17 protein-coding genes are annotated in these 17,923 nt (G+C 69.6%); 7 read left to right on the top strand and 10 right to left on the bottom strand.

Features of this window, described 5'->3' with window-relative positions; translation table 11 throughout:
• Window positions 1-73: 73 nt before the first annotated feature.
• The 5 genes from ABT053_RS37850 to ABT053_RS37830 all read left to right on the top strand — a co-directional run bounded on the left by ABT053_RS37850 (window position 74) and on the right by ABT053_RS37830 (window position 4,590).
• A complete protein-coding gene (locus tag ABT053_RS37850; RefSeq protein ID WP_350975936.1) occupies window positions 74-1,060 on the top strand; it encodes an ABC transporter substrate-binding protein in 987 nt (328 codons plus the stop codon).
• Complete coding sequence (locus ABT053_RS37845) at window positions 1,057-1,845, top strand: ABC transporter permease (RefSeq protein WP_350975935.1); 789 nt, start codon at window positions 1,057-1,059, stop codon at window positions 1,843-1,845. Before ABT053_RS37850 ends, ABT053_RS37845 begins: the two co-directional genes overlap by 4 nt.
• The gene (locus tag ABT053_RS37840; protein WP_350975933.1) at window positions 1,845-2,636 is read left to right on the top strand and encodes an ABC transporter permease; all 792 of its coding nucleotides are present in this window, start codon (window positions 1,845-1,847) and stop codon (window positions 2,634-2,636) included. The genes ABT053_RS37845 and ABT053_RS37840 overlap by 1 nt, the downstream gene beginning before the upstream one ends.
• A gap of 9 nt (window positions 2,637-2,645) precedes the next feature.
• Complete coding sequence (locus tag ABT053_RS37835; protein ID WP_350975932.1) at window positions 2,646-3,428, top strand: ABC transporter ATP-binding protein; 783 nt, start codon at window positions 2,646-2,648, stop codon at window positions 3,426-3,428.
• A gap of 157 nt (window positions 3,429-3,585) precedes the next feature.
• Entirely contained in the window at window positions 3,586-4,590 is a 1,005-nt protein-coding gene (locus ABT053_RS37830) for a methyltransferase (protein ID WP_350975931.1), read from the top strand.
• A 652-nt stretch (window positions 4,591-5,242) separates the two neighbouring features.
• Here ABT053_RS37830 and ABT053_RS37825 read toward each other — a convergent pair.
• The 6 genes from ABT053_RS37825 to ABT053_RS37800 form a co-directional block, all read right to left on the bottom strand.
• Window positions 5,243-5,782, bottom strand: a complete 540-nt coding sequence (locus ABT053_RS37825; protein ID WP_329091233.1) for a GTP-binding protein — start codon at window positions 5,780-5,782, stop codon at window positions 5,243-5,245.
• Between the two features lie 7 nt (window positions 5,783-5,789).
• Window positions 5,790-6,188, bottom strand: coding sequence for a DUF742 domain-containing protein (locus ABT053_RS37820; RefSeq protein WP_350975930.1), 399 nt, complete (start codon window positions 6,186-6,188; stop codon window positions 5,790-5,792).
• Between the two features lie 9 nt (window positions 6,189-6,197).
• A complete protein-coding gene (locus tag ABT053_RS37815) occupies window positions 6,198-6,620 on the bottom strand; it encodes a roadblock/LC7 domain-containing protein (protein ID WP_030906232.1) in 423 nt (140 codons plus the stop codon).
• Window positions 6,617-9,610 (bottom strand): nitrate- and nitrite sensing domain-containing protein, encoded by a 2,994-nt coding sequence (locus ABT053_RS37810; RefSeq protein WP_350975929.1) that lies wholly within the window; start codon window positions 9,608-9,610, stop codon window positions 6,617-6,619. The genes ABT053_RS37815 and ABT053_RS37810 overlap by 4 nt, the downstream gene beginning before the upstream one ends.
• Window positions 9,611-9,807: 197 nt before the next feature.
• Window positions 9,808-11,214, bottom strand: coding sequence for an aminobutyraldehyde dehydrogenase (locus ABT053_RS37805; protein WP_350975928.1), 1,407 nt, complete (start codon window positions 11,212-11,214; stop codon window positions 9,808-9,810).
• A gap of 32 nt (window positions 11,215-11,246) precedes the next feature.
• On the bottom strand, window positions 11,247-12,515 hold the full coding sequence (locus ABT053_RS37800; protein ID WP_350975927.1) for a glycosyltransferase: 1,269 nt from the start codon (window positions 12,513-12,515) through the stop codon (window positions 11,247-11,249).
• A 125-nt stretch (window positions 12,516-12,640) separates the two neighbouring features.
• On the opposite strand from ABT053_RS37800, the gene ABT053_RS37795 reads away from it, so the two are divergent.
• Window positions 12,641-13,249: a TetR/AcrR family transcriptional regulator gene (locus tag ABT053_RS37795; protein ID WP_350975925.1), complete on the top strand. Its 609-nt coding sequence runs from the start codon at window positions 12,641-12,643 to the stop codon at window positions 13,247-13,249.
• On the opposite strand, the gene ABT053_RS37790 is transcribed toward ABT053_RS37795, so the two are convergent.
• From ABT053_RS37790 to ABT053_RS37775, 4 genes are read right to left on the bottom strand one after another with little or no spacing between them, the layout of a single operon-like run.
• On the bottom strand, window positions 13,243-14,268 hold the full coding sequence (locus ABT053_RS37790) for an ABC transporter ATP-binding protein (RefSeq protein WP_350975924.1): 1,026 nt from the start codon (window positions 14,266-14,268) through the stop codon (window positions 13,243-13,245). The genes ABT053_RS37795 and ABT053_RS37790 overlap by 7 nt on opposite strands.
• Window positions 14,268-15,041 carry an ABC transporter permease gene (locus tag ABT053_RS37785; RefSeq protein WP_350975923.1) on the bottom strand — a complete coding sequence of 258 codons (774 nt, stop codon included), beginning with the start codon at window positions 15,039-15,041 and terminating at the stop codon, window positions 14,268-14,270. Before ABT053_RS37785 ends, ABT053_RS37790 begins: the two co-directional genes overlap by 1 nt.
• A complete protein-coding gene (locus ABT053_RS37780) occupies window positions 15,034-15,918 on the bottom strand; it encodes an ABC transporter permease (RefSeq protein WP_350975921.1) in 885 nt (294 codons plus the stop codon). Before ABT053_RS37780 ends, ABT053_RS37785 begins: the two co-directional genes overlap by 8 nt.
• Window positions 15,915-17,042: a polyamine ABC transporter substrate-binding protein gene (locus ABT053_RS37775; RefSeq protein ID WP_350975919.1), complete on the bottom strand. Its 1,128-nt coding sequence runs from the start codon at window positions 17,040-17,042 to the stop codon at window positions 15,915-15,917. Before ABT053_RS37775 ends, ABT053_RS37780 begins: the two co-directional genes overlap by 4 nt.
• A 313-nt stretch (window positions 17,043-17,355) precedes the next feature.
• Here ABT053_RS37775 and ABT053_RS37770 point away from each other — a divergent pair, with 313 nt between their 5' ends.
• Complete coding sequence (locus tag ABT053_RS37770) at window positions 17,356-17,853, top strand: hypothetical protein (protein ID WP_350976037.1); 498 nt, start codon at window positions 17,356-17,358, stop codon at window positions 17,851-17,853.
• Window positions 17,854-17,923 lie beyond the last annotated feature (70 nt).

The following is a 17,923-nucleotide window of genomic DNA, read 5'->3' as shown; positions in this document are numbered from 1 at the left end:
GGGACCCCCTCCATGTCGCCCGATGAGTTACGCGAGTTCCGGCAGGGGCGGTCAAACGCAGCTAAGGAGACCCATGAGGTTCAAACTTGCGAGCCGGGCCGTCGTCGCGGGAGTGGCCGCCGCCCTCGCGCTGAGCGCCTGCGGAAGCTCTGACACCCCCGCTGACACCAGCGCCGCGAACGTGGGCGGCCTGGAGAAGACCACCATCAAGATGGGGGCACTGCCGATCCCCGACTCGGCGGCGCTCTACATCGCCAGGGACAAGGGCTTCTTCAAGGCCGAGGGACTCACCGTCGAGATCGAACCGGTACCCGGAGGCGCCCAGGCCCAGCAGGGTCTCATGGGCGGCACCCTGGACGCCACCCAGACGAACTACGTCTCCACCTTCCTCGCCGTCTCCAAGGGCCAGAAGATGAAGATCATCTCTGACCTCTACCAGGCCGCCCCGAACTCGTTCAACCTCATGGTGCCGAAGGACTCCGGGATCAAGACGCCCGCCGACCTCAAGGGCAAGAAGATCGCGGTCAACAGCAAGCAGAACATCGGCACCCTGGCGGTGACCACGGTTCTCAAGACGAACGGCCTCACCGAGAAGGACGTGGAGTTCGTCGAGTTCCCCTTCCCCGAGATGGGCGCCCAGCTGGCCAGCAAGACCGTCGACGCCGCCTGGATGACGGAGCCGGCCCTGACCGCCGTGCAGAAGAACCTCGGCGCCCAGAAGCTCGCCGACACCATGGTCGACTCCACCGCGGACTTCCCCATCGCGGGCGTGGCCGTCACCGAGAAGTTCGCCACCGAGAACCCCAAGACGGTCGCCGCCTTCCAGCGCGCGGTCGCCAAGGCCCAGCAGATCGCCGCCACCGACCGCAAGGCCGTCGAGGAGATCCTGCCGACCTACACCAAGATCGACGCCGCGACCGCGGCCGTCATCACGCTCGGGTCCTTCCCGACCAGCCTTGACGAGACCCGCCTGCAGCGGGTCGCCGACCTCATGCTGGAGCAGGGGTACCTCACGAGCCCGCTCCAGGCCAAGGCGATCCTCCCCGGAAACCTCGGGTGACAAGGCGCAACCCGCTCGACAGCAGACTGCTCTGCGGCGCCCTCGGCGTCGCGGGGCTGTTCTGCGTCATGGAGGCCGCGGGCCGGGCCGGGCTGATCGACCCGCTCGCGTTCCCGCTGGTCTCCACCGTGCTCGGCCGGGCGGTCGCCCTCGTGACGGACGGGGAGTTTCTCTCCGACGTCGCCTCGACCCTCGGCGCCTGGGCGACCGGGCTGCTGATCACGGTCGCCGTCGCGGTGCCCGCGGGGTTACTGCTCGGCAGCCTGCCCCGCGTGGAGAACGCGCTGCGGCCGATCGTGGAGTTCCTGCGCCCGATCCCGTCGATCGCGCTGATCCCGCTGGCCCTCGCCGTGTTCTCCGAGAGATTCGACATGAAGGTCACCCTGGTCGTCTACGCGGCGACCTGGCCCGTCCTGATCAACACGATGTACGGCCTCAAGGACGTCGACCCGCTCGCCAAGGAGACGCTGCGCAGCTTCGGGTTCGGGAAGCCGGCCGTGCTGTGGCGGGTCTCCCTGCCGAGCACCGCGCCCTTCATCGCCACCGGCGTCCGGCTCGCGTCGGCGATCGCGCTCATCGTGGCGATCAGCACGGAGCTGATCGGCGGCGGCGCCGACGGCATCGGCAGCTACGTCCTGGAGAGCGCGGGCGGCGTGGACGCGACGGAGTACGTCATCGCCGCCGCCATGTGGGCCGGTGTCATCGGCGTGGTCACCAACAGCCTGTTCGTGCTCGCGGAGCGGCGGCTCTTCCGCTGGCACACCGCCCGTACGGAGGTGGTGTGATGAGCGGCGCGGTGCGCGTCGTCAACCGGCTGTGGCCGGTCGTGGCCGTCGTGGCGCTGTGGGAGCTGCTCACCCGCTACCTGGAGATGCTGAGTTTCCCGCCTCCGTCGCAGATCGCGGCCAGCGCGTACACGATGTGGCTGACCGGTCCCGCGGAGCGGCTGTGGCTCACCGAGGCGGCGCTGGAGAACATCCCCACGAGCGTCGGCCGGCTGCTGACCGGCTGGGTGCTGGCCGGGGTCGCCGGGATCGCCCTCGGGGTCGCCCTGGGCCGTTCCCCGCTGCTCTTCCGCCTCGTCGACCCGCTGGTGCAGTTCGCCCGCGCCATCCCCCCGCCCATGCTGCTCGCGCTGTTCCTGGCGCTGTTCGCCATCGGCCCCCGGATGCAGATCAACTTCATCGCGTTCGGCATCGTCTGGCCGGTCCTGATCAACGCGTGCGACGGGGCCAGGCACGTCGACCGCCAGCACCTGGACACCGCGCGGGTCTTCGGGCTGACGGGCCGCGAGCGGCTGTTCCGGGTCATCCTCCCCTCGGCCATGCCGAAGATCTTCGCCGGGCTCCGGGTCAGCCTGTCGCTGGCGCTGATCCTCATGGTGCTCTCCGAGCTGATCGGCAGCACCGACGGGATCGGCTTCCAGCTCCTGGAGGCCCAGAGGTCGTACGACTTCCCCGGTGTGTGGGCGACCATCGTGGTGCTCGGCGTCCTGGGATACGCGCTCAACTCGGCGTTCCTCGCGGCCGAGCGACGTGTCCTGTCCTGGCACCGATCCGCCAAGCAGACGACCTGAGGACCTGCTGTGCTCGAAATCACGAACCTTTCCCATACCTACGGCAGCGGTCCCACCGCGCACAACGCGCTGGGCGGCGTCAATCTGAAGGTCGCCCAGGGTGAGCTGGTGTGCGTCGTCGGCCCCTCCGGGTGCGGCAAGTCCACCCTGCTGCGCTCCATCGCGGGGCTGATCCGGCCCACCGGCGGCCAGGTCACGCTCAACGGCGTCCGCGTCGAGCAGACACCCGACAACCTGGCCGTGGTCTTCCAGGACTACAGCCGCTCCCTGTTCCCCTGGATGTCGGTGGCCGACAACGTCTCGCTCCCGCTGCGCCGCAAGGGCCTGGACAAGGGGCGGCGCAGGGAGTCGGCGCTGGAGGCGCTGGAGGAGGTCGGGCTGCAGGGAGCCGCGGCCAAGTACCCGTGGCAGCTGTCCGGCGGCATGCAGCAGCGGGTGTCCATCGCCCGCGCGCTGGCCTACCGTCCGGCGCTGCTGCTGATGGACGAGCCGTTCGGCTCCGTCGACGCCCAGACCCGCGAGGACCTGGAGGACCTGACCCTGCGGGTCCGGGGCCTGCACAACATGACGATCGTGCTGATCACCCACGACATCGACGAGAGCGTCTACGTCGGCGACCGCGTCGTGGTGCTGTCCAAGGCCCCCGCCGGGATCGTGGGCGACCTGCGCGTGGACCTGCCGGGGCCGCGCGACCAGATCACCACCCGCGAGCACCCCGCCTTCGTGCACCTGCGCGCCGAGGTCGGCCGCCTGGTGCGCGGCAGGCGGAGCCCGTCGGCCTGGACTCCCTGAAACGACTCCCCCGAATCGACTCCCCTGAAGCGATTCCCCGGGCGACCCCCTGAAGCGACTCTCCGAAGCGACTCCCTCGAAGCGACTCCCTGAAGCACCCCTCCCTCAGGAAACACGACTCACCTCCGGACCGCACCCCGGAGAAGAGAGGATTGGCATGAGCGACCCACAGGCACCGGTCTGGGACGCGATCGGCGGTGTCTCCCGTTTCGCCGCCCTGGCCACGATGGCCGAGCTGGGCTGCGCCGACCACCTGCGAGACGGTGCCCTCACCGTCGACGAACTCGCGCTGCGCTGCGGCGCCAACGCGCCCGCGCTCGGCAGGGTGCTGCGCCAGCTCGCCTCCATGGGCATGGTCGCGACCGCCGCGCACGGCACGTACGAGCTGACCGAGGCGGGTGCGACCCTCGGCGACGACACGCCGGGCTCGCTGCGCTCCGCGGTGCGGATGATCGCCGAGGACGGCTTCTGGTACGGCATGGGCAAGGTCCCGCAGACCGTGCGCACCGGGACGTCGGGCTTCACGGAGCGGCACGGGCCCTTCTACGGGTACCTCAAGGCCAACCCGGAGGCGGGCGCGCTGTTCGACGACTACATGGTGGTCAGGGCGCAGCCGTTCGCCGAGGCCGTGGCCTCCCGCTACGACTTCTCCGGCGTGCGGACCCTGGTGGACGTGGCCGGCGGCAAGGGACACATCCTGGCCGAGGTACTGAAGGACCACTCAACTGTCGACGGAGTGCTGTTCGACCAGGAACACGTGGTCAGCGGGGCCCGGGAGTACTTCGCCGAGGCCGATCTTGAAGATCGTTGTAAATTCGTCGGCGGCGACTTCTTCGTCTCCGTGCCCCCGGGGGCGGACGCCTACATGCTGAGCAGCGTGCTCCACAACTGGTCCGACGAGGACTCGACGCGGATCCTGCGCAACATCAGGGAGGTCATCGCCGACGACGGCCGGGTGCTCATCGTGGAGTTCGTGGTCCCGGACGACTCCCGGCCGCACATCAGCAAGGACGTCGACATGCGGATGCTGGCCCTGTTCGGCGAGGGCATGGAGCGCAGCACCTCCGAGTACGCGGAGCTCCTGGGCAAGGCGGGCTTCCGGCTCAGCCGTCAGATAGAGCTCACCGGCGGTTCCTCCATCGTGGAGGCCCTGCCGATGTAGGAACGGCGAGGGGACGGCGGCCGGTGGCGTGGGGTTCACGCCACCGGCCGCCGCCGTTTCTCCCCTTTTTCCGCGCGAACCCGCTTTCGACGAGCCCTCTTCCCCGCGGGCCGCTTTCTCGTGACCTCGTTCCCCTGACTCACTCCCGCGCGAACCTTCTCGCGAACGGCCCTCTGGCGGACGCTCTTCTCCCGGACGGTCTTCTCGCGGACGCTCTTCTCATGGACGGCCTACTCGTGAACGGTCTTCCCATGAACGGTCTTCTCATGGACGGCCCTCTCGCGGGCGGGCCCTCATTTCACGCCGGGCCCGTTTCCCGCACGGAACAGAAACGACCACCGTGAAATCGGTGGTCGTGTGATCGGCCGGCGTCGCGGGCCATTGGCGTTCCCGGCGGTAATGACGCTGAATCGCGTTCGCGCGGTCACCCGGCGCGTCCGCGAGCGGGAGCCTGTCGCGCATCCGCGCCGTCACCGAATTCGGGCGCCTTTACGGAATTCTTTATCATTCATTTCGGGCATTCCCCTTAAATAGCCGAATGCCCCGGGGGGCGGGGCCGGGAACACCCCGCCGCTCCTCCCCACGGGCCCGACCCGGGGGCGGAAACGGGTGTGGGCCCCGTCCCACCAGGGACGGGGCCCACACCGTGACGTCAGACCCTGAGCGTCAGGACGTGCTCGACCAAGGTGATCAAGGTCGACTTCACGGCGTCGCGGGACCGGGCGTCGGTCCGGACGACGGGGATGTGCGGGGAGATCGTGAGAGCCTCCCGCACCTCCTCCTCACCGTGGACGTGCGATCCGCCGAACCCGTTGAGGGCCACGACGAACGGCAGGCCGGCCTCCTCGAAGTAGTCGATCGCCGGGAAGCTGTCGGCCAGCCGCCGGGTGTCGACGAGCACGATCGCACCGATCGCGCCCTTCACGAGGTCGTCCCACATGAACCAGAACCGGTGCTGACCCGGCGTACCGAACAGGTACAGGATCAGGTCGCGGTCCAGCGAGACACGGCCGAAGTCCATGGCGACCGTGGTGGTGCGCTTTGTCGGAATGTGCGAGAGGTCGTCGACATCCGCACTCGCCTCCGTCATCACCGCTTCCGTGGTCAGCGGCATGATCTCGGAGACCGCGCCGACGAAGGTCGTCTTGCCGACACCGAACCCGCCGGCAACGACGATCTTCGTCGACGTCATTCCGGCGTCAGAGCCTGCGAAGCCCACTGAGCACCCTTTCAAGCAAATTGAGATCCGGCTTACCCGCATCCAGCGACGGCTGGTGGATCTGCACCAAGCCCTCGGCCGCCATGTCCGCGATCAACACCCGGGTCACGCCGAGAGGCATGCGCAACAGAGCGGAGAGCTCGGCAACCGAGCGCACCTGCCGGGACAACGAGATGATCGCCTGATATTCCGTGGAGAGCGTGGAGGGGTCCACGCCCGCGAACGTCGCCGAGGAGACCAGCGCCTCGAGAGCCAGCTGCATCCGGGGAGCGGTCCTGCCCCCGGTCACAGCGTACGGACGGATCAAACGATCTCGCCCGCTCTTGGCCTGGGACGTGCCCAGAGATTCCTCCGGGCCACGCCAACCTGGTGCGTCCATATCACCCCCCTATCGCTGAACCGACTGCAGTTCGGCCCGGAGCGCAGGCGTCAGGGCCTGGCCGGCACGCTCTGCGAGCAATGTCATCTGGTAGGCCACGAGGCCCATGTCGCAGTCCGGCGAGGCCAGCACGGCCAGCGCGGAACCGTCGCTGATCGACATGGTCAGCAGGAGGCCCCGCTGCATCTCGATCACCGTCTGTGCCACGGGACCGCCCTCGAAGACCCGCGAGGCGCCCTGGGTGAGGCTGATCAGGCCCGCCGTGATCGCGGCGAGCTGGTCCGCCCTGTCCTTGGGGAAGCCCTGGGAGTAGGCCAGCGGAAGCCCGTCCGCGGAGACGATCACCGCGTGCGCCACTCCGGGCATCTCCTTGACGAACTCGGTGATCAGCCAGTTGAAGCCGCGGGCGGCCTGGCTGAGTTGGTTGTTCACTGCTGGTTCTCTCCCTCGACGGCGTTGGCGCGCTCGCTCATCTCAGCACGCCCCTGCCGTACGCCTTGCTGGAAACTGGACAGACGGCTGCGCACCCGTTCCGCCGAGATCGGCGGCATCGGGGGGGCCGGAGCCGCCGGGGCCGCCGAGGCGGCTCCGGGCACGAGGTTCGCCTTGGGCACCCGCTTGGGAAGGCCCGCTCCGGTCACCCCGCCCTCCACGGGCTTCTTCGCGACCTCGGCGGCCGCCCACCCCTGGTCGGAGGGAGTGCTCCACGGCTGCCTCTCGGCGACCGGCTCGGCCTGCCTGGGCTGCTGCGCCGGCTGCTGCGGCTGCTGGGGCGTCCGCTGCGGCAACGGCTGCGCCTGCTGGGGTGCCTGCTGGGGTGCCTGCTGCTGGGGTGCCCGCTGCGGCAGCGGCTGGTGCTGCTGCGGCGGTGGTGTGGAATGCGTGATCTGCGGGATGTTCTGGGTCTCCAGCCCCTGCGGTCCCCGCCTGACCCGCTGCTCCAGCGGCCGCGGCCTGACCTCGGCCACCGGCTCGGGAGCGGGCTCCCGCTCCGGCTCGGGGGCGGCGGACGCGCCGCTGCGGAACCAGTCGGACCCCACCGCCGCGAAGATCGGCAGGAACTCCTCGGGCTCCGGTTCCGTCGGTGCCACCTCGACCACGGGAAGGGCCTGGGTGTTCTCCATCGGTTCCAGCCGCTGCGGCGTCCAGGGGTCGACCGCGGGCGGGTCGGGCCAGGCCGAGGGGAACGACGGCGGCGCGGTCGACGCCATCGGGGACGACCACAGGTCCTCCACCGCGGAGGCGGGCACCACCGGCCCCGACCACAGGTCCGCGGACGTCGGCGCCGGCACCTGGGGAGGCGCCTGGGCGGGCGTTCCGGGACCGGCCTGCTGCCGGGCGCCGCGCCCGGTCCCGAACGGGTCCGGGTTCGGGGCGGAGCCGAACGGGTCGGGGTTCACCGAGCCGAACGGATCCTGACCGGACATGCTCGACATGCTGGACATGCTGGACATGGAGCCGAACGAGCCCGACGGGCCGCCGAAGGAGCCGGACGGCATGCCCTGCCCCGACAGCGCCATCTCGGGCATCATCGTGGACTGGGCCACCACCTGCACCGGCAGGAGCACGATGGCGCTGAGGCCGCCGGTCTCCGGGCGCCTGAGCTGGACCCTGATGCCGTGGCGCATGGCCAGGCGGCCGACCACGAACAGGCCCATCCGGCGGGAGACCGACAGGTCCACCGCGGGGGGCTCGGCCAGGCGGCGGTTCGCCTCGGCCAGTTCCTCGTCGCTCATCCCGATGCCGGAGTCGGTGACCGCCAGGATGACGGCGCCCATCTCGTTGCCGTTGCTGGTCACCGTGATCTTGGTGTCCTGCGGCGAGAAGAAGATCGCGTTCTCGACGAGCTCGGCGACCAGGTGGACGATGTCGTTGACGGCCTGGCCGATGATCGAGATGCCCGACTCGACCCGGAGGTTGACCCGCTCGTAGTTCTCGACCTCCGACAGCGAGGCGCGGACGACGTCGCTGAGCGGGACGGGCTCGCTCCACCGGCGGCTCTGCTCCTGGCCCGCGAGGACCAGGAGGTTCTCGGAGTTGCGGCGCATGCGGGTGGCCAGGTGGTCCAGCTTGAAGAGGCTGCCCAGCCGGCCCTCGTCCTGCTCGCCCTGCTCCAGGTCGTCGATGAGGTCGATCTGCCGTTCCACCAGCGACTGGGTGCGGCGGGAGAGGTTGACGAACATCGCGTTGATGTTGCTGCGCAGGCGGGCCTCGTCACCGGCGAGCCGGATGGCCTCGCGGTGGACCTCGTCGAAGGCCCTGGCCACTTCCCCGATCTCGTCGCGGGAGGCCACCCCGATGGAGGGCACCTCGACGTTCGGCGCCTGGTCCCCGGACTCCCGCAGCACCCGGACGGTCTCGGGCAGCCGGGTGTCGGCCACCTCGAGAGCCTCGCTGCGCAGCCTGCGCAGCGGCCGGACGAGCGTGCCGGCCACCCAGGCGGTGATGAGCAGGATCAGGACCAGCAGGACCAGGATCGAGGCTCCGGAGATCACCGCGCTGCGCTGCTCGGCGCTCTCCAGCTCCTGGCTGCGGGAGACGACCGCGGACGCCAGGCGGCGCTCGACGGTCCGCATGCCGTCCACGATCGAGGTGGAGGCGCCGTACCAGGTGTTGGCGCTCGCGAGCCAGCCGCGCCCGCGCTCCAGCGGCTTGTTCTCGCGCATGAGGGACATGACGAGAGCGCGCATGGAGTCGGCCTGGTCGACCCTGGGGCCGGTGACCGCCTCGCGGAAGCCCTTGGTGTCGGCGGCGGAGGCGGTGGCGCGGAAGGCGTTCTCCTCGCTCAGCTGGCTCCGGTACGCGCCGAGGAGGTCGGCGGGGTCGTCGAAGTCGAACTTGCGGTCCAGGAAGCTGACCAGGAGGGTGCCCCGCTGCCTGGCGACCTGCTCCTTGGCCCGGGTCAGCGCGCCCAGCGCGAGCGCGTCCCCGATGAGGCGCTCGTCGCCGCCGCTTCGGCCCAGGTCGTCGTGGAGGGTGATGAAGTCGGTGATCATCCGCGTGTACATGCCGAGGGCCGCCCGGGGGAGCACGCTTCCCTCGGTCATCAGCCTGCGCAGGCCGGGGAGCCCGTCGAGCCAGCGGCGGATCTGGGCGACCTCGGTACGGACGCGGGCGGCCTGCGAAGCGTCGAGGGCGTCCATGGCGGCCAGCGCCTGGTCGCCGCTCCGGTCGACCACCGCGCGCTGCTCCGTGACCCTGTTGAGGTTGGCACGGGTGGCGACGGCGATGGACCAGGCGGTGAGGTCGCGTTCCTCGGCCATCTCGTGGGAGAGGGTGCCGAGCGACTCGACCAGCGAGGCGACCTCGGTCATCCGGCGGTACTCACCGGCCGTGGACAGTGCCGTGGTGAGCTGGAGCCCGGTAAGGAGGACGGCCGCGGCGGTCGGGAGCAGGATCAGCGCGACCAGTCGGGGACGCACGCGCCAGTTCGCCGGCAGGAGTCGACTGCCCACCCCTGACGCGCGGTGGCTCCGGCGGTCTTGTGTCATCACTGGCCTACGTAACCCCTCGCCGGATTTGGAAGCGGCGGAAGCAATTTGAGCACATCCTTTATGTCACTTCGAATGGAGTAATTGCCGACATATCCCCCTAAATGGGACATACGGCGTCAAAGTTTTCAGGCGGGCCGGAAGGAATCCCTCACCTCCGGAGCCTGATGCTTGATCATCAGATGGCGGGTCACAGAGTATTCCTGAACCGCCTCCTGACTCATGTCCTTACCGAAGCCACTTCCCTTGACCCCGCCGTGCGGCGCCTCGGACGCGATGGGCAGATGGTCGTTCACCCAGGTCACACCCACATCGAGCCGGTGCGAGACGCGCAGTGCCCGCGCCACGTCCCTGGACCAGACCGAGGAGGCCAGCCCGTAGGGGGTGTCGTTGGCCAGCCGTACCGCCTCGTCCTCGCCGTCGAACGGCAGTGCCACGAGGACCGGGCCGAAAAGCTCACCCTGAACGATCTCACTGTTCTGCGCGGCGCCGGAAACCAGGGTGGGCGGATAGTGGAAACCGGGGCCCTCAAGCGGGACGCCGCCGTGCAGCACGGAGGCGCCCGCGGCGACGGAACGCTCCACGAAGCCGTGCACGCGGTCGCGGTGCCCGGCGGAGATCAGCGGGCCGATGTCGGTCGCCGGGTCCCAGGGGTCGCCTACCGTGATCTGGGCCAGCGTCGCGTGGAGCGCCTCGACGGCCTCGTCGTACACGTCGCGGGAGATGTAGACGCGGGTCGCGGCCGTGCAGTCCTGGCCGGTGTTGTAGGTGGCGCCCATCGCGACGCCCCTCGCCATCTCGGACAGGTCCGCGTCGCCGAAGACCAGCGCCGGGGCCTTGCCGCCGAGTTCCAGGTGGACACGCTTCAGGGAGCCGGTGGCGCCGCGCATGACGGCGCGGCCGGTCGCGGTGGAGCCCGTGACGCTCACCATGTCGACGCCCGGGTCGGCGACGAGGGCCTCGCCCACCTCGGCGTCGCCCAGGACGACCTGGAGCAGGCCCTCGGGCGCGCCGGCGCGGGCGAACAGCTGCGCCATCCGCAGCGTGGTGCCCGGCGTCTGCGGGGCGGGCTTGATGACCACCGCGTTCCCGGCCGCCAGCGCGGGGCCGATCTTCCAGACCCCCATGACCAGGGGGAAGTTCCAGGGGGCGATCGATCCCACGACCCCGACCGGGCGGCGGACCAGCACCGAGGTGTAGCCGGAGCTGAGCACCCCCGCGCCGGTGCCGTCCAGCGAGCGGGCCGCGCCGGCGAAGAAGCGCAGGTTGTCGGCCGCGAAGGGCAGCTCGCCGTCGCGGAAGACCGCCGCGGGCTTGCCGGTCTCGGTGACCTCCAGCCGGGTGAGCTCCTCGGCGTCGGCCTCGACGAGGTCGGCGAAGCGCAGCAGCACCCTGGACCGTTCGGCCGGGGTCGCCGTGCTCCACTCCTCGAACGCCGCGCGGGCCCGCCGCACGGCGGCGGCCACCTCCTCGATCGGGGTGTCGGCCACCTCCCGCAGCAGGTCGCCGGTCGCCGGATTGATCAACTTGCCCATGGAACTTCCCTCGTCGTGGTGATGCGGAGCCGTCAGGCGCCCGCCCGCTCGATCAGGTCGGCGGCCCTGCGCAGGCCGTCCCGGCCGCGGATCTCCTCGCCCGCGGCGGCGAGGCGCTCGCGGAGCGCGGTGTCGCCCAGGAGCCGCTCCAGCGCGCCGGTCAGCTCCTCGTCGGAGAAGGCGTAGGTGGCCAGGCGCACGCCGTAGCCGAGCTCGTGGACGCGCTGCGCGTTGTCGTACTGGTCCCAGAACAGGGGCAGCAGGATCATCGGCTTGCCGAAGTGCAGCGCCTCGGTGGTGGTGTTGTTGCCGCCGTGCGTGATGACCAGGTCGACCAGTGGGATGATCTTGGTCTGCGGGACGAACTCGGCGCCCCACATGTTGTCGGCCAGCTTGATCTCCTCGTGCAGCGGGCCCTTGGAGACGATGAAGCGGTACGGGGTGGTGGCCAGCACGTCGACGACCCGCCGCATGAGGGCGACGTCCGCCGAGCCGAGCGAGCCCAGCGAGAAGTAGACCAGCGGCCCCTCCCCGGCCAGCGACGCGGGCAGCTCGAAGCCGCCGTCCGTCTCGCGCACCGAGGAGTCCAGGCGGTGCCAGGAGTCGCCCAGCGGCCGGGCCTCGGTGTAGTCGGCGATCTCCGGGAAGACGTACAGGTTGAGGTCGCCCTCGTGGATGAAGTCCAGGTCCGGCAGCGGGCGGGCGCCCTGCTCGACGACCCACTCGTTGAAGGCGGTCCAGATCTCGCGGTGGGTGCGGTCGTACTCGGCCTCGAAGGCGCCCCACTCGGAGCGGTCGTCGGCGGGCAGCCCGGAGAAGACCGGGGCGACGCCCTCGCCGCGCACCTCCAGCGGGTTGCAGGACACGATGCGGACGAACGGCTTGCCCGCCGTCAGCAGCGCCGGGAAGGTGATGACGTTGTCCTCGACGATGACGTCCGGCTCGACCCGCTCGATAATCGCCTTCAGCTGAGGCTCGCAGTACTTGGCGCCGTCGATAAGCGCGTCCCAGATCGGCTTGGTGACCGTCTCCAGCTGCTCCAGGGTCGACTTGCGGTATTCGGGGGCGGTGTCCCTGATGAAGTCCTTCCAGAACTGCCCGGCGTCCTGCTCCTCCTCGGACGGCGGCGCGAGATCGACCAGGTCCTCCTCGAATCCGAGGGCCGTCAATTTCCCCTTCCAGGAGGCCTCAGCTGCGAAAACGACTCGATGTCCGCGCTTACGAAGAATGTCACCGATGCCGATGCAGTTGTTCGTCGGCCCGTAGGCACTCTCGGGCATGAACAGGATCGTGAGGGACATCACGCCTCCTTGCGTCTAGGGGTTGCGGCTTTTGAAGAATGGTTCAATTCTTGGCTGGTAAAAACGCTGGGAAAGGGTCACTATGGACCCCGGCACAGAGCGTGGTTTTCAACGAGCGGGGGAATATGACGCGCAAGGGTCGGGCGGACCGGCGCCTGGATCTCATCGCGGCCGCACACCGGGCGATCATCCGGCACGGCACCGAGGGGGTGCACCTCAACCACGTCGCCGAGGAGGCCGGCCTCACCTCCGGGGCGGTCCTCTACCACTACCCGCGCCTCAGCGAGCTGCTGGTCGACGCCCACCACGCCGGGATGGAGCGCTTCTACGAGCAGCGGCTCAAGCGGATCGGCGGCATGCGCGACCCCGCGGAGAAGCTCGTCGTGACCATCCGCTCGGGGCTGCCGCACGGCCCGGACGACCCGGACGTCCGGCTGCTCAACGAGCTCGGCGGCGCCGCGCCCCGCAACAGGATGTACGCCCTGCTGCTGACCACGCTCTACGACCGCCAGGTCTCCCTCTACCAGAGCATCCTCGACACCGGGGCCGCCCTGGAGACCTTCAGGCTGTCCGGCGACTCGCTGCCCATCGCCCGCAACCTGGTCGCGCTGGAGGACGCCTACGGCTACCGCATAACGGCCCGCCACCCGGTGATCGGCCCGCAGGAGGCGGCGGAGCTCATCCTCGACTACGCCAGGACCGCGACGAACAACCCGCTCAAGTCTTCTCATTGAGGGATCAGCACTCCGTCCCCGTCCGCCCAGCTCAGCGCGACGAGGGAACCGGCACGCACCTGCGTGGCCCCGGGGGTGGCCACCAGGACGGGCGTGGGACGCCCGTTCACCTGGACCGACACGTGCGAGACGCCGCCGAAGAAGCTCACGTCGACGACCTCGCCGCGCAGCACCCCCTCGGTGCCGAGCCTGAGCCGCTCCGGCCGCACGGCGAGCAGCGCGGGCGTGCCGTCGGGCAGGTTCGAGATCCCGGGGAGCACGCCGAGCCCGTCCCCGGCCAGGCCGACCGAGCATGCCCGGCCGGGGAAGATGTTGTTCGCCCCCACGAAATCGGCGACGAACGGGGTGCGCGGGCGCTCGTACAGCTCCACCGGGGCGTCGATCTGCTCGACGGAGCCCGCGTTGAAGACCGCGATCCTGTCGGCGAGCGACATCGCCTCCTCCTGGTCGTGGGTGACCACGACGAAGGTGATGCCGACCTCGTTCTGCAGCCGCTTGAGCTCCAGCTGCATCTCCGCGCGCACCTTCTTGTCCAGCGCCGACAGCGGCTCGTCGAGCAGCAGCAGGCGCGGCCGCTTCACGATCGCGCGGGCCAGCGCGACCCGCTGCCGCTGGCCGCCGGACAGCTGCTGCGGCCTGCGCCCGGCCATGGTGTCCAGGCCGACCTTCTCCAGCACCTCGCCGACCCGGCGGCGCACCTCCGCCCTGCCCAGCCTCTCCCGCTCCAGGCCGTACGCGACGTTCTTCGCCACGGTCATGTGCGGGAACAGCGCGTACGACTGGAACATCAGGTTCACCGGGCGGCGGTGGGCCGCCTGGCCGAGCAGGTCGGCGCCGTCGAGCGTGACGGAGCCCTCGTCGGGTGACTCGAAGCCCGCCAGGATCCGCAGGAGCGTCGTCTTGCCGCAGCCGCTGGGGCCGAGCAGCGCGAAGAACTCGCCCTGCCGGATCTCCAGGGAGACGTCCGACAGCGCCGTGACGTCGCCGAACCGGCGGCTGACACCTGTGATCTTCAGCATTAGGACAGCGACTCCGTCAGTCGGGTCATCCGCTGGGTCACGATCACCGCGGTGAAGCTCACCAGCAGCAGCAGCGTGGCCAGCGCGTTGATCTCGGGGGTGACCCCGAAGCGGACCATTGAGTAGATGACGATGGGCAGGGTCGGCGTGGTGGGCGCGGCCGTGAAGTACGCGATGACGAACTCGTCGATCGAGAGGGTGAACGCCAGCAGCGCGCCCGCCAGGATGCCGGGGGCCAGCTGCGGCAGCGTGACCCGCAGGAACGTGGTGAACGGCGTCGCCCCCAGGTCCCTGGACGCCTCCTCCAGGGAGGTGTCGGCGTTGGTGAGCCGGGTGCGGACCACCGCGGTCACGAACGCCATGCCGAACACCGTGTGGGCCAGCAGCACCGAGTGCAGGCCGAGGGTCGACTTGATCGTGGCGTAGAACACCAGCAGCCCGATGGCGAGCACCAGGTCGGGCAGGACCGCGGGCAGCACGCCCAGCGCGTCGAGCGCCCGCGACCTGGTGTGCCGGGCCAGGCCCACCGCGAGCAGGGTGCCGAGCACCGTGGCGAGCGCGGTGGAGCCGGTGGCCACGATGAGGGTGTTGACGAGCCCCTCGCGGATCTTCGCGTTCTGGGCGAGGACGCCGTACCAGTCCAGGCTGAAGCCCTCGTAGATGTAGGGCGACTCACCGGCGTTGAACGACATCACGACGAGCACGAGGATCGGCGTGTACAGGAAGGCGTAGGTCACCCAGAAGGGGACGTACAGCAGGCGTGATCTACGCACGTCGGGCACTCCAGGCCTGCAGGAGCAGCAGGACGATCAGCACGGCGATCAGCGCCAGCGCGAGGGTGGATCCGAACGGCCAGTCGCGCGACTTGAGGAACTGGTCCCTGATCAGGTTGCCGACCATGATGGAACGGCCGCCGCCGAGCAGTTCGGGGATGATGAAGTTGCCGAAGCTCGGCACGAAGACGAACAGGCAGCCGGTGAACACGGCCGGCAGGGTGAGCGGCAGCGTCACCGACGCGAACGTGCGGACCGGCGAGGCGCCGAGGTTGGCCGAGGCCTCGCGCAGCTGCGGGTCGAGCTTCTCGATCGCCGCGTACAGCGGCAGGACCATCAGCGGCAGGTACGAGTAGACGAGGCCGGTGACGATGGTGCCCTGGTTGTAGAGCAGCTCCAGCGGCTTGTCGATCAGCCCCAGGTCCAGCAGGGTGCTGTTGACCAGGCCGGGGCCGCTGAGCAGGATGATCCAGGCGTAGATGCGGACCAGGAAGTTGGTCCAGAACGGCAGCACGACCGCCACCAGGGCGATCGTCTTCCACCTCCGCGGGAGCTGGGCGATGAGGTAGGCCGTCGGGTAGCCGACCAGCAGGGCGATCAGCGTGGCGATCGTGGCCAGCTTCACCGAGCCGAGCAGGACCTCCAGATAGAGCGGGTCGAGCAACCGGGCGAAGTTCTCGCCGGTGACCTCGTAGACCACCCCGCCGAACCGGCCCCTGCGGAAGATCGTGAAGCTGATGAGCAGGGCGAGCGGTACCAGCAGGAGGACGAGCAGGTACGTCAGGCCGGGCCCCAGGAAGACGAGCCTTCCCAGGGCACGCGACCGGCGCGCCCGCGATCTCGCGGACGCGCCGGAAACGGTGGTGGAACGTGTCACTGCTTCGCCGAGACCTCGGACGCGAGCCGGCCGAACTTGGTCGAGTCCTCGCCGAGGTCGATGATCGACTCACCCTTGAGCAGGTCGGAGGGCGTCATCTGCAGCGGGGCGTTGTCGGCCTTGAGCTTGGGGTCCATCGCGTCCATCGCGGCCTTGTTCGGGACCTTGTAGAGGATGTTCGTCGCGGCCCAGCCGTGGACCTTCGGGTCCAGGATGTAGTTGATGAAGGCGTGGCCCGCCTCCTTGTTCTTGGAGGACTTCAGCACGACCATGGTGTCCACCCAGAGGTCGCTGCCCTCCTTGGGGATCACGAACTTGATGTTCTTCTCGGTGGTCGGGCACCAGCCGTCCCACGCCTCGACCATCACGGCCTCGCCGGTCTTGAGCTTCTCGCCGAAGGTGGTGTCGTCGTAGCCGAGCAGCTTCGGCTTCGCCTCCAGGAGCTTCTCCTTGACCTTGGCGAGCTCCTCGTCGCTCCGGGTGTTGACCGAGTAGCCGAGCGCCTTGATGGCGGGGAGTGCCAGCCAGCGCTCGGTGGTCATCATGGTGACCTTCTTGAGCGCCTCGGCCGGCGGGTTGAGAATATCGTTCCAACTCGTCGGCGGCGTCTTCACCAGGTCGGTGCGGTAGCAGATGCCCGTGGTGCCCCAGGTGTAGGGGACCGAGAAGACGTTGCCCTTGTCGTAGGACAGCTCCTTGGCCTCGGGGTAGAGGTTCGCGAGGTTGGGGATCAGCTCGGGGTGCAGCGGCTCCAGCAGCCCGGCCTCGTTGAGGGCCTGGGCGTACTGGCCGGAGACGAAGGCCACGTCGAGGCCGGTGTCGGCACCGGCGGTGAGCTTCGCCATGATGTCCTCGTTGGTGGCGTGCTCCGTCACCTTGAGGGTGGTCTTGAGGTTGTCCTTGATCCGCTGGGGGAGGTCCTCGGGCGTGTAGCCCGCCCAGACGGAGATGGTGACGCTCTGCTTGGAGAGGTCGGCGTTGGGGTTCAGCTGCGCCGCCGAGGCGCTGGCGGCGGGCGCGGCGGCGGTGTCCGCGGCCTCACCTCCACAGGCCGAGACTGCGAGCGCGAGACCGGCGGCCAGGGCGGCGGCCGGAAGACGACGGGTGTACCGGGTGCGGGACACGGCCGCTACTCCTTCAGAATTCAGTGTAATTGGGGTAGACCGGCCGTTGGGGACACGGCAGACCAAAGCAGGAGTGTTGCAGTCAACATTAACTTGAGCAAGACTTCCCCCGACATCACCCCTGGAAAGTTTGGTCCGTTTGTTAAATCCTGCTTCAATCTGGGACCGGATCGACACGGTTCCCCGGGCCAGCGACGGGCGGAGCAGCGAGCTCGTCGAGGCTCTGACCTGCGACGCACCGGCCCCATTCGCCGTTCGTCGATTCCATCCGCTCCCCGCGCCGATCACCACTCTTTTCTCAATCGACACTCAATTGTCATCGAGTGACGAGGGTCTCCGGGGCGCCGAGCGGGGGATCGAGGCCGACCAGACCAACCATTCCGTGATCGTCGATGAGCGGATCGTCGTGAAATGGCTCACTCCCCCCGCGCCGCTCCCCCAGCCCGCGCCCGACGTGTTCGCGCACCTGGCGTCGGTCGGCTTCACCGCGACCGCCACGCCGTACGCGTCCGTCTCCCGGCGCTCCGACGACGGCTCCGAGCTGCTGCTCGCCCTCGTCACCGCGTACCTGCCGGGGGCCGCGGACGGCTGGGAGTGGTGCGTGGACGAGGCCGTCTCCGGCGGCACCTCCTTCGCCGCCGACCTGGGCGTCCTCGCCGCCGACCTGCACGCCGCGATGGCGACCCCTTCCGCGACCTTCCCGGATCCGGTGAGACACGCGGACGCCGTACGAGCGGGAGAGGGCCACCGGCCGCTCCGGTCGGGGGAGGGCCAGGAGTCGCTCCGCGCCTTGCCCACGGCGGTGCGGTAGACGGGGTTGCGGCTGCCGATGCGCGAGGCCATGCGCACGTTGGTCTCGTTCTCGACCTTGTCGATGTAGA

The organism is Streptosporangium sp. NPDC002524 (assembly GCF_040295985.1).
Lineage (GTDB): Bacteria > Actinomycetota > Actinomycetes > Streptosporangiales > Streptosporangiaceae > Streptosporangium.
The sequence above is the reverse complement of the archived record's forward strand: the minus strand, read 5'-3'. Positions and strand labels throughout refer to the sequence as shown.